This is a genomic window from Actinomadura logoneensis (assembly GCF_003428695.1).
In the GTDB taxonomy this organism is placed as follows: Bacteria; Actinomycetota; Actinomycetes; order Streptosporangiales; family Streptosporangiaceae; genus Spirillospora; species Spirillospora logoneensis.
Map to the genome: position 1 here is coordinate 1 of NZ_QURH01000311.1, position 10,727 is coordinate 10,727.

Below are 10,727 nucleotides of genomic sequence, written 5' to 3' on the forward strand. Positions count from 1 at the left end.
GGCGCCGGCGCGGGCGGCGACGCGTTCCGCGAGTTCGCGCGGCGGGCCGGCGAGACGGCGCGGGACCGTCCGCCGGGCGGGGGCGGCGGCATGTTCGGCGGACGGCCGGGCATCGGCCGCATGTTCGGCGCGGAGCTGGGCGGCCAGATCTCCTGGCTGCTGCCGCTCGCGGCGGTCGCGCTGGTCGCGGGCCTGGTGCTGGTCCGGCGGCGTCCGCGCGCCGACCTGGCGCGGGCCGCGCTGGTGCTGTGGGGCGCGTGGCTGGCGGTGCACTTCGTGGTGTTCAGCTTCTCCGAGGGCACCTTCCACCCGTACTACACGACGGCGATGGCTCCGGCTATCGCGGCGCTGACGGGCGGCGGCGCGGTGCTGCTGTTCGGCGCGTACCGGCAGTCGGCCCGCTGGGCGTGGGTTCCGGCGGTGGCGGTCGCGGCGACGGGCGCGTGGGCGTTCGTCCTGCTGAACCGGACGCCGCACTGGCATCCGGCGCTGCGCTGGCTGGTGGCGGCCGTGACGATGCTGGCGGTCGCGAACCTGCTCGTGGGCCGGCTGGTGCGCCGCGCGGGGACGCCGTTCTCGCTGGCCGGGGTCGCGTTGGCGGTGGTGGCGTGCCTGGCGGGTCCGGGCGCGTACGGGGCGTCGGCGGCGTCCTCGCCGGTGAACGGGACCAACCCGCTGGCCGGGCCGGACTCCGGTCACGGTTTCGGGCCGGGCGGCCGGATGGGCGGCCGTGGCGGGGTGCGCGGGTTCGAGGGCATGCCTCCGGGCATGGGCGAGGGCGTCCCCGGCAGCGGCGTCCCGGGCTTCGGGCAGCCGCCGGGCGGGGCGTCCCCGGGTGGCCCGGCGACCGTTGGCGGACGGCGGGGCTTCGGCGGTCCCGGCGGCGAGGTCAGCGACCAGCTGGTCTCCTACCTGGAGAGGCGTCAGGGCGGCGCGCGGTGGCTCGTCGCGGTCCCCAACGCGCAGGCGGCGTCCTCGATCATCCTGAGGACCGGCCGTCCGGTCATCGCGATGGGCGGGTTCACCGGCGCCGACGACGCGATGACGGTCGCCAAGCTGGAGTCGTTCGTCCGGCAGGGGAAGCTGCGCTACATCGTGGTCTCCGACGGCGGGATGGGGCCGGGTGGGCGCGGCGCGTCCACCGAGGCGGTCACGGCGTGGGTGAGGCAGCACGGGACGCCCGTCCGTCCGGGTGAGTACGGCGCGTCGGACTCGTCCGGCGGCGTGACGGTGTACGAGCTGTCGGCGGGACGGTGATGTACTGCGGGTGAGGGCCGTCGTCCGGACGGTCGCGTGTCCCGGAGGAGGAGCGGTGCCCGACCGCAGCAGGCTGGACGAGGCGGCGATCGCCGAGCGGCTCGAGGAACTGCCGGGGTGGTCCCGGGAGGGCGGGGAGATCCGGCGCGGGTTCGAGGCGCCGTCGTTCGCGGCGGGGATCGAGCTGGTGGTGGCGGTCGCCGAGGCCGCCGAGGAGGCCGACCACCACCCCGACATCGACGTCCGGTGGACGACGGTCCGGTTCGCGCTCAGCACGCACAGCGCGGGCGGCCTGACGGCCCTGGACTTCGCGCTGGCGCACCGCATCGACGCCCTGGCCGCCGCACACGGCGCCCGCTGACACCGCCCCGGCGTCCAGGTCCGGCGTCTCGGTCCGGAGTCTCGGCGCCCGGCGACCCACCTGACGACCCGGCGCCCACCACCTATTACCCCTGGTGATATAAATATCACCAGGGGTGACGATCGTGTGGCTGCGCGGTCGCTGCACCGGGGCGGGAGGGGAGCGAGTCGGTGTCGATGAGCCGTCGGGACGCGCTCAGGCTGGGCGGCATGGCCGTGTGGGCCGCAAGCGGCTCCGGCGCGGCCCTCGCCGGCTCCCCGGCAGGGTCGCCCGTCCCGGCCGGGGCCCACCGCCGGCCGGACTACTCGCTGCGGATCGCGACGGGCGACATCGAGCTGGCGCCGGGCGTGGTCGTGCGCACCACGACCTACAACGGGCGGTTCCCCGGTCCGCTGCTGCGGTTCGCCGAGGGCCGCCCGGCCGTCGTGGACATCCACAACGCCACCGACCGTCCGGAACTGCTGCACTGGCACGGCCAGGTGGTGCCGGCCGAGGTGGACGGGTCGGCGGAGGAGGGCACTCCGTTCATCCGCCCGCACGAGACGCGGCGCGTGTCGTTCACGGCGGGGCCGGCGGGCTTCCGCTTCTACCACACCCACGTGACCGCCCGCCGCGACCTGACGCGCGGGACCTTCAGCGGCCAGGCCGGGCCGGTATACGTCGATCCGAAAGCCGACCCCGGCGCCTACGACAAGGAGGTCTTCCTGACGCTGAAGGAGTTCGAGCCGTCCCTGTACCGCGGTGATGCCATGGCCACGGACTTCCTGGCCGGTTCACGTCTGCCGGAGCTCGAGCGGACGAACCGGAAGGCGCTGACCTCGCCGGACGGCCGCGCGGCGCCGCCGGGCTTCGAGGTCGGATACCGCGTGTTCAGCGTCAACGGCCGCATGCTGGGGCACGGCCGTCCGGTCAGGGTCAGGACGGGCCAGCGCGTGCTGTTCCACATCCTGAACGCCAGCGCCACCGAGACGCGCGGCCTCCACCTGCCGGGGCACACCTTCCGGGTGGTCGCCCTCGACGGGAACCCGGTGCCCCGTCCGGCCGAGGTGCCCGTGCTGTGGATCGGCACCGCCGAACGCGTCTCGGCGCTGGTGGAGATGGACCATCCGGGCGTGTGGGTGCTGGGCGACGTGTCCGACCACGCCCGGCACCGGGGCCTGGGCACCGTGGTGGAGTACGCGGGCCGCGGCGGCCCTGCGCGGTGGGTGGCCCCACCCCCGTTCACCTGGGACTACCGCACCTTCGCCCTCCCGGGCCCGCCCCGCGAGAGTCCCGACCACACGATCGACCTGCTGGTGGAGCAGCGCCGCACCTCCCGGGGCCCCGACCTCTGGACGCTCAACGGCGTCCCCTTCTCCATGGACACCCACAAGCCGGTGCGGCATCTCGACCGCGGCCGCCGGTACCGGCTGCGGTTCCGCAACGCCAGCCCGGACGTCCATCCCCTCCACCTGCACCGGCACACCTTCGAGGTCACCCACGCCGCCGGCACGCCCACCCACGGCCTGTGCAAGGACGTGGTGATGCTCGGCGCCTACCAGACCCTCGACTTCGACTTCACCGCCGACCAGCCGGGTCTCTCCCTCCTCCACTGCCACCAGCAGTTCCACATGGACTACGGCTTCATGCTCCTGCTGGACTGCTTTTGACCTGCCGGCCGAGCACACGCGCCGAGCACACGCGCCGAGCCCCGGACGCCCCTCCGGTCGCGGCGGGGCGGGGACAGGAGAGAGCGGGCCCTCGGCGGAAGGGGGGTCACTGCCGTTCGGACAGGTAGTGGGCGGCGCGGGCGAGGTAGGCGCGGGTGACGGGGTCGGGGGGCGGGTGGTGGCGGCCTTCCTGGCGTTTGACGGCCTCCCGGACGCCTGCCTGCAGGAGGAGTTCCAGGCCGAGCAGCACGCGGGTGTGGGGTGTGTCGGCGGACGGCTCGGCTTCGCACCAGGCCGCCAGGGCCGTTTCGACACGGTCGGGACCGGCGACACGGGCGCACCACCGGGCCGCGTCGAATCCGGGATGGCCGATGTAGGCGCTGGCGTCCAGGAGTCGCAGGACGCCGTCGCGGTCGCGGATGACGTTGCCCAGCCCGAGGTCGCCGTGGAGCAGCGTGGCCGGACCGGCGGCGTAGAGGCGGGCGGCATCGCGCCACCGGTCGTGCGGCCGGTAGCCGTGGGCGGTGAGCGCGGCGACCGCCGCGCGCAGGTATCCGGTCAGCGTCGGTGCGAGGGGACGGCCGTCCGGAACGGCGGCCACGGTGTGGGCGCTCGGCGCGGCGCGGTCGGTCTTCACGATGTGCGGGGTGGACGCGGCGTCCCCGATGTGCGGGGGGCGCGCGGTGGCGGCGGTGTGGGCGGTGGCCATGGTGGCGGCGAGGTCGCGGGTCAGCGCGGTCAGGGCGGCGTCGGCGGCCAGGTCGGCGGGGCCGGGAACGGTGCCGTCGATGCGGGACATGAGCAGCCAGGTCGCGGGGTCGTCGCCGCCGTCCAGGACGGGCGCCGCCGGCACGCCGTGCCGGGCCCACAACCGCAGGGCCTGCGCCTCGCCCGCCCGCCGCTTGCCGTAGACCTTCAGCACGACCTCGCCCCGCTCGGCGCAGGAGAAGCCCAGCACCAGTTGCGGACGTGCCGTATTACCGGTCAGGACGCCGCCGAAGCGCCCAAGGCCGAGGGCGCCGCGCAGGGACGCAGCCAGGGCGGCGGCGATCCGGATGTGGTCGCGGTCGTGCGCGTCGACGCCGCCGCTGAGCGCGACCCGCCGGTCCACCTGCGCGATCTGGTTCCGCAGCGCCGCGTCCAGCCCGTCGGGGCCCGTCACGTCCACCTCCGGCCGCCCGTGCGTGGGTCCGCGCCGCCACGATAATCGCGGAGGTGAGTGGACCGCGCGCGGTTCGCGTCCCATCATCGGAGCACCAGCCCCTTGTTCGCCCCCGGCGGAGACGACGTTGCCCCGAGACACCATCGAGTCGCCCGACCCCGCTCCGCCGCGTCCCGTCCCGGCGCCCGCCCGCCGCGAGGCGCTGCGCCGCGTGGGCGAGGTGCACCGGATGCCCTGGATCGGGGGGAGCGCGATCGGGGTCGGCGCGTTCGCCGGGATCGTGGCGGGCGGCGTGGACGGGTCACCCGGATGGGCGCTGGCGGTGTTCAGCGCGGCGCTCACCGGCGGCAGCACCTACCTGGGGCTGCGGCTGCGCGGGCTGCGCCGGCCGGCGCCGGAGCCGCCGGTTCCGGTGCGGTCGCTGGCGGTGTTCTTCCATCCCGCCGACGCGACCTACGGCGAGTGGATCGCCGCCTGCCTGGCGAGGACGGCCCGGACCCGGGTGGAGCCCTACCGGGCCCTCGACCCGCCCGCGCCCACCCCCGACGGCCTGCCGACCTGGTCGGTGTGCGTGCTGTCGGCGACGTGGGAGACGCTGGGCTCGCCGATGCTCGACCACTACCGCCCCGACCCCGCGCGGCTGGTCGTCGTGCGGGTGGAGGAGTGCGCCACGCCCCCGGGCACGGACGACGCCGACGTCGTCGACATCGGCGGTCTGGACGAGGCCGGCGCGCGGACGCTGCTGTTCCACGAGCTGGCCGCCCGCGGCGTCCTCGCCGAGCGGGACCTGCCGGAGACGCCCGTCCTGCCGTCCGGCGACGGCACCCCGTTCCCGCACGGCGGCCCGGCGATCACCAACCTCGGCCCGCCCGACCCGGCGTTCGTGGGCCGCGACGCGCTGGTGCGGGATCTGCGACCCGGCGTTCGTGGGCCGCGACGCGCTGGTGCGGGATCTGCGCGCCCGGTTCCTGAGCCCCGGCGACCGCGACGACGACGTGAGCGCGGTCGCCGCCGTGGGGATGGGCGGGGTCGGCAAGTCCAGCCTGGCCGTCAACTACGCCCACCGGTACCGGCGGCACTACGACATCATCTGGTGGATCACCGCCGACCGGCCCACGTCGCTGAGCGCCGGCCTGGTGCGGCTCGCGCTCCGGCTCGGCGTGCCCGAGCTGGCGGACGCCGACCTGCTCATCGCCGAGCTCCGGCGGGCGCTGCGCGAGCGCGGCCCGTGGCTGCTGATCTTCGACAACGCCGACTCGGTCGAGGACCTGCGGCGGCACTGGCCCAGCGGCGACGGCGGCCACGTGCTGATCACCTCGCGGCTGGCGGACTGGTCCGGGCTGGTGCCGGCGCGCGCGGTGCTGCAGGTCCCGCCGCTGCCGGGCGACCACGCCGTCCGGCTGCTGTGCGAGGGCACCGGCGACGGCGACCGGGAGGCCGCCCGGAAGGTCGCCCGCCTGCTCGGGCAGCTTCCGCTCGCGCTGACGCACGCCGTCGCCTACGTCCGGCAGGCCGCGATCGGCCTCGCCGTGTACGGGCGGCTGCTGGAGGACTCGCTGGAGGACGTCCTCGCCCGCTTCCAGCCCGCCGACGACGTCCAGCCGGTGGCGATGACCTGGAACCTGACGCTGCGCCGCGCCGCCGAGCGCGAGCCCCTGGCGCTGGACCTCATGAGGTTGTGGGCGATGCTCGCTCCCGAGGGGCTGACGCGCGACCTGGCGGGCGAGGGCGTCGCGGACCTGCCCGGTCATCTGGCGCCGGTGGCCCCGGACGCGCTCGCCTACGACCTCGCCGTCCAGCACCTGCACCGCTACTCGCTGATCCGCATCGAGGCGGGCGCCGCGGCGGTGCACCGGCTGGTGCAGAGCGTCGTCCGCCGCGACATGGGGCCCGCCACCGCCGCCCGGTGGCTCGCGAGGGCGGCGGGCATCCTGGACCACCTGTTCCCGGAGGACGTCGACGACCGGACCAGGTGGCCCGTCTGTTCGCGCCTGCTGCCGCACGTGCTGGCCCTGCACGGCAACCACCGGCGGCTGACCCGGTCCCACCCCGGCGCGGACGTCGGCACCGGCGCCCACACCGACGCCGGCACCGACACCGAGGTCGTCCTGGGACGGCTGCTGTACTGCGCGGGCCGCTACCTCATCGAGCGCTCCAGCTACGACGAGGCCGCGGCGCCGCTGGAGGCGGCGCTGACGCTGCGCGAGCGCGCCCACGGCCCCGGCAGCCGCGAGGTCGCCGAGACCCGGCTGTGCCTGGCCATCGACCTGTACCGGCGGGCCGACATCGTCGGCGCCCTCCGGGCCGTCACCACCGCCCTGGAGATCCAGGAGCGCCTCGACGGGCGCGACAGCCCGTCCCTCTACCGGTTCCTGCTGTGGAAGTGCCGCATCCTGATCGAGTTCTCCGAGCTCGGCGAGGCGTTCACGGCGGCCGAGCACGGACGGCGGGTGCTGGCCGCCGCCGGCGGCGCCGACGACCCCCACCTCGACGACCCCCGCCTCGACGACCCCCGCCTCGACGAGGCCCGCCTCATCGAGATCGACTCCGTGCGCGGCACGGTCATGTGGCGCCGGGGCCGGTTCCGGGAGGCCGTCGACATCCTGGAGGGGACGGTGGACGGCAGCGTCCGCCTGTACGGGGCGCAGGACGACCGGACCCTGGCCGCCGAGGGGGCCGCGGCGTTCGTGCAGGCGGAACTCGGGCGGGTCCTGGGCGACGCGGGGCTGCTGCGCGCCACCGCCGAGCGGCTCACCCGGATCAGCGGCGTCCTCGCGGGCCGGTTCGGCGACACCCACTTCGAGGTGATGGAGCACCGCAAGACCCTCGCGGCCACCCTGACGTGGCTCGGCGACCTGGACGGCGCGCGGCGGGTCATCGAGCCGGTCGTGGGCATCTACCGCGACGTCCTCGGGCACCATCCGAGCACGGTCGCCGCCGAGAAGGTCTACGCCGTGGTGCTGGCGGGCCAGGGCGAGGCCGAGCGGGCGCGGCGGCTGCTGGAGGACGGCGAGCGGCTGTACGAGGGCCTCTACGGCCCGGAGCACCCGTACGTCGCCGAGATCCTGGTGGAGTACGGGCCGGTGCTGGCCGCCGCGGGCCGCGCGGAGCAGGCGCGGGAGGCGCTGGAGCGCGCGCGGCGCATCGTCGAGGAGACGTACGAGCCGGACCATCCTAAGCTGGTGCTGATACTCACCGCGCTCGCGCGGCTCCCCGGCGTCGGCGGCGAGGAGGCCGGGCGGCTGCGCCGGCGGGCCGCCTCGATCACGGCCCAGATGTGAGGAAGGCCCCCATCGACACCTCGCAGTTCATCCGGCTGTTCCTCGGCAGGCACGTGCGCGCGCAGCTGTCGCCCGACCTGCTCGGTGATCCGGAGCGCGGTGTGGAGGAGCGGTTCAGCACCTCCCGCGACGTGCTCGGCGACCTGCTCACCGTCTGGTACGCCACCGCCTCCGGCCACCAGACCGAGTGGAACCACCCCGAGGCGGTCACGCACACCGTGCGGCAGGCCTCGGACGTCCTCAAGCGGTGGGACCGCGAGCGCAGGGACACCCTCGACCGGCTCGTCCGGTGCTTCCGCGCCCAGGACGAGCCGGTGCAGCTCGTCCTCCCGGCGCTGGCGCTGGACGACGGGCGCGCGCTGATCCTCGACGGCACGCATCGCGCCGTCGCCGCCTACCACGCGGGCGTGCCGGTGACCGCGCTGGTCTACGCGCTGCGCGCGCCGCTGAGCGCGCGGATGCTGCCCGATCTCACCCATCACCTGCCGCGGCCCGGAACGCCCGGCGGCACCCTCTGATCGTCCTGGTCGTCTGCCCCGGACGCGACCCGAGAGCGGCCGGACGCGAAGTTCGTTGCGGGCCGCCGGGCGTGGGGGACGGGCCGGGGGGTCAGTGGGTGGAGAAGCCGCCGTCGACGAACAGGGCCTGGCCGGTGACGTAGGAGGACGCCGGGGAGGCGAGGAAGACGGCGGCGCCGGCGAAGTCCTCGGCGACGCCGTTGCGTCCGGTGAAGGTGCGGGCGGCCAGCGCCTCGACGAGGGCGGGGTCGGACTGGAGGCGCTGGTTGAGCGGGGTCAGGACGAAGCCGGGGACCAGGGTGTTGGCGGTGACGCCGTGCGGGGACCACGCCTCGGCCTGGGAGCGGGCGAGGGCGGCCAGGCCCGCCTTGGAGACGCCGTAGGCGCCGCTGGAGACGAACGCGCGGTACGCCTGCTGCGAGGTGATGTGGATGAGGCGTCCGTAGCCGCGTTCGGCCATGCCGGGGCCGAAGCGGCGGCCGAGCAGGTAGGGCGCGTCGAGGTTGACGGCCATGGTGGCGTCCCACACCTGCGGGGTGAGCTCGTCCATGTGCGGGCGCAGGTTGATTCCGGCGGCGTTGACCAGGATGTCGGGTTCGCCGAACACCTCGGCGGCCCGGTCGGCGGCGGCGTGCAGGGCGTCGCGGTCGGCGAGGTCGGCGCTGACGCTCGCGGCGCGTCCGCCGAGGGCGGTGAGGGCGGCGACGGTGGCGTCGAGCTCGTCCTGGCGGCGGGCCAGGACGACCACGGACGCTCCGGCGCGGGCGAGGGCCTCGGCGATGGCGCGGCCGATGCCGGAGCTGCCGCCGGTGACCAGCGCGACGCGTCCGTGCAGGGAGAACAGCTCGGACAGGTAGCTCGCGGGCGCGTGGGGTGCGGGTCGGTTCATGGGACCGTCACCCTACGGGAGGGGGCTCGGGTCCCGGCTCCCGCCCCGCCCCTCGTGCTCGTCGCCGGCGCCCGGCCCGTCGCCGGGTTCGCCCTCGTCGCCGGGTTCGCGCTCGTCGCCGGGTTGGTCGTCCTCGCCGGGTTGGTCGTCCTCGCCGGGGTGGTGGTCGTGGCCGGGTTCCGGGTCGTCGGGGGTGCGGCGGTCGCGCCAGATGATGACGGCGATGACCGCGACGACCACGAACGTGGGGACGAAGAAGGGGACGGCGGTGACGGCCGCGTGGGTCGCGAGCGGCGCGGCCGTCGCCAGCGGTGCGGTGGTCATGCGCCGACCTTCTCGGGCGAGGGGGCGGGGCGGGCGGCGGCGGGCAGGGTGCGGGCGATGCGGGCGACGCCCCAGCCCAGCGAGATGAGCAGGGTGAGGGTGCAGGCGAGGACGACGGCCGAGCACGCGGCCCACAGCCAGGGCGGCAGTCCGGTCTTCAGCTCGCGCTGCAGGATGTGGCGTTCGCCCGTGACGGCGCGGGTGGCCCGCGGCTGGGCGGGCAGCTCGGGCGCGTTGATGGCCTTGTCGTGCGGGAGGTACACCGGGACGGCGGCGAGCAGGCGTCCGTCGTGGAGGCGGACCAGGGTCTTCCACTGCCCGGCGACCGGGACGGGGCGGCGGGTGCGGTACACGCCGGGGGCCTCGCGGACCAGGTGCTCGACGTACAGGCCGTGCCCCTGCCAGGCGGTCACGTCGATCCAGGACGGGTGGTCGAGGGCGTCGCGCGGGGTGAGCTCGACGCGGACGTCGGCGGTGCGTTCGGCGCCGGCGCCGTGGACGCCGGTGAGGGTGAGCGTGGCGCTGCGTCCCTGCGGGACGGTGAAGACCTGGCAGTTGACCAGCGCGGCGGCGAACACGGCCAGGCTCGCGGCGAACAGCGCGCGGGCCGCGTTCGGGCGAGCCCGCTTCTCGGAGGCCGGGTGCGCGGAGGCCGGGTGCGCGGAGGCCGGGATCGGGCGGTCCGCTTCCGTGTCGTCGGGACGGGCGGGGGCGGCGCGTCCGGGGAGGCGGCCGTGGAGTCCTTCGGCGAGCAGCGCGCCGCAAACGCCTCCGGCGACGCCGCCGACGACGGCCATCGCGGTGCCCTCGACGGCGATGTCGGCGGTCCAGGGCAGCCGGAACGCGACGTGCGTCCAGGCGAACTCGGCGGCGAACCCGGCGGTGCCGATGAGCACGCCGGACACCGCGCCGAGGGCGAGCGGGCGGCGGGCCAGGACGAGCGCGGCGGCCTCCACGCACAGCGCCTCGGCCAGGTACAGCGGGACGGCGGCCCACAGTTCGCCGATGACGCCGGCGACCAGCACCGACACGCCGCCGCGGACGAGCAGGTAGAACGCGGCGGCGAACAGCGCTCCGCCGCGTCCGACCCACAGCCGGGCGCAGACCAGGGCGCACCCGGCGGCGACGGCGATGAGCAGCGGCTGGTGGACGAGCCGGAACTGGGGGACGCCGAAGTCGTACTCGGCCTGGAACACCGACAGTCCGACGAGCAGGCCGCCGGCCATCATGCCGCGGCGGGTCCGGCGCGCCCACGCGGGCGGGCGGGGGCCGTCGGGCGCGGCGGC

Annotated in this window: 8 protein-coding genes and 1 pseudogene; 5 read left to right on the top strand and 4 right to left on the bottom strand. The window is 75.9% G+C overall.

What is annotated here, in order from left to right; genetic code table 11:
* From DZF91_RS39905 to DZF91_RS19075, 3 genes are all read left to right on the top strand, one after another.
* Positions 1 to 1,257 (top strand): mannosyltransferase YkcB-related protein (locus DZF91_RS39905; protein ID WP_456236651.1); only part of this gene is annotated, 1,257 nt, incomplete at its 5' end.
* Between the two features lie 55 nt (positions 1,258 to 1,312).
* On the top strand, positions 1,313 to 1,618 hold the full coding sequence (locus DZF91_RS19070) for a 4a-hydroxytetrahydrobiopterin dehydratase (RefSeq protein ID WP_207661891.1): 306 nt from the start codon (positions 1,313 to 1,315) through the stop codon (positions 1,616 to 1,618).
* A gap of 176 nt (positions 1,619 to 1,794) precedes the next feature.
* Positions 1,795 to 3,267 carry a multicopper oxidase family protein gene (locus tag DZF91_RS19075; RefSeq protein WP_117358816.1) on the top strand — a complete coding sequence of 491 codons (1,473 nt, stop codon included), beginning with the start codon at positions 1,795 to 1,797 and terminating at the stop codon, positions 3,265 to 3,267.
* A 106-nt stretch (positions 3,268 to 3,373) separates the two neighbouring features.
* On the opposite strand, the gene DZF91_RS19080 is transcribed toward DZF91_RS19075, so the two are convergent.
* Positions 3,374 to 4,429, bottom strand: coding sequence for a phosphotransferase (locus DZF91_RS19080; protein ID WP_158587981.1), 1,056 nt, complete (start codon positions 4,427 to 4,429; stop codon positions 3,374 to 3,376).
* Positions 4,430 to 5,355: 926 nt separating this feature from the next.
* On the opposite strand from DZF91_RS19080, the gene DZF91_RS19085 reads away from it, so the two are divergent.
* Both DZF91_RS19085 and DZF91_RS19090 read left to right on the top strand, forming a co-directional pair.
* Positions 5,356 to 7,710 (top strand): tetratricopeptide repeat protein, encoded by a 2,355-nt coding sequence (locus tag DZF91_RS19085; RefSeq protein ID WP_117358811.1) that lies wholly within the window; start codon positions 5,356 to 5,358, stop codon positions 7,708 to 7,710.
* On the top strand, positions 7,707 to 8,228 hold the full coding sequence (locus DZF91_RS19090; protein ID WP_117358812.1) for a hypothetical protein: 522 nt from the start codon (positions 7,707 to 7,709) through the stop codon (positions 8,226 to 8,228). Before DZF91_RS19085 ends, DZF91_RS19090 begins: the two co-directional genes overlap by 4 nt.
* 91 nt (positions 8,229 to 8,319) lie before the next feature.
* Here the strand turns inward: DZF91_RS19090 and DZF91_RS19095 are convergent, their stop codons facing one another.
* From DZF91_RS19095 to DZF91_RS41215, 3 genes and pseudogenes are all read right to left on the bottom strand, one after another.
* Complete coding sequence (locus tag DZF91_RS19095; protein WP_117358813.1) at positions 8,320 to 9,117, bottom strand: SDR family NAD(P)-dependent oxidoreductase; 798 nt, start codon at positions 9,115 to 9,117, stop codon at positions 8,320 to 8,322.
* A 12-nt stretch (positions 9,118 to 9,129) separates the two neighbouring features.
* Positions 9,130 to 9,441 carry a hypothetical protein gene (locus DZF91_RS19100; protein WP_117358814.1) on the bottom strand — a complete coding sequence of 104 codons (312 nt, stop codon included), beginning with the start codon at positions 9,439 to 9,441 and terminating at the stop codon, positions 9,130 to 9,132.
* A pseudogene (locus DZF91_RS41215) lies at positions 9,438 to 10,727 on the bottom strand (hypothetical protein); the annotation flags it as partial. The pseudogene DZF91_RS41215 and the gene DZF91_RS19100, both read right to left, overlap by 4 nt.

Coding starts and splice junctions, on each gene's coding strand:
- DZF91_RS19075 (WP_117358816.1), top strand. CDS start 1,795: ATGAGCCGTCGGGACGCGCTCAGGCTGGGCGGCATGGCCGTGTGGGCC.
- DZF91_RS19095 (WP_117358813.1), bottom strand. CDS start 9,117: ATGAACCGACCCGCACCCCACGCGCCCGCGAGCTACCTGTCCGAGCTG.
- DZF91_RS19100 (WP_117358814.1), bottom strand. CDS start 9,441: ATGACCACCGCACCGCTGGCGACGGCCGCGCCGCTCGCGACCCACGCG.